The organism is Salinimicrobium oceani, from assembly GCF_012037645.1.
On sequence record NZ_JAAVJR010001243.1, the window covers coordinates 1 to 339 of the forward strand.

1 protein-coding gene is annotated in these 339 nt (G+C 45.1%); it reads right to left on the reverse strand.

The genetic code is table 11. The annotated features are described in order from the left end of the window. Positions 1 to 339, reverse strand: a 339-nt coding sequence (locus HC175_RS21660; RefSeq protein WP_438865977.1) for an amino acid kinase family protein, incomplete at both ends; no start/stop codon positions are given.

Genomic DNA, 339 nt, shown 5'->3' on the forward strand with positions numbered 1-339 from the left:
CTTTCCATATAGTGACGCTGTCGGCATTAAGGCAATAGGCGAAAATTCCGGCGGTATAGTCACTACCTTCCCTGCCCAAAGTGGTTGAAAAGTTATTTGGATCTGCCCCAATAAACCCCTGGGTGATCGTAAGGTTTTGAGGATTCACCCGCAAATTGATCTGTGCCTGGGTTTCTTCCCATTGCACCTGGGCATCCCTGTAGGTACTGTCTGTTCTAATGCAGTTTCTCGCGTCCAGTAGTTCATTTTTGATTCCTCGGAAAGCTAGATAATGACTCACAATAGTGGTAGAAAGCAATTCTCCATAGATCACTACCTGGTCATAGACGAAATCGTAAT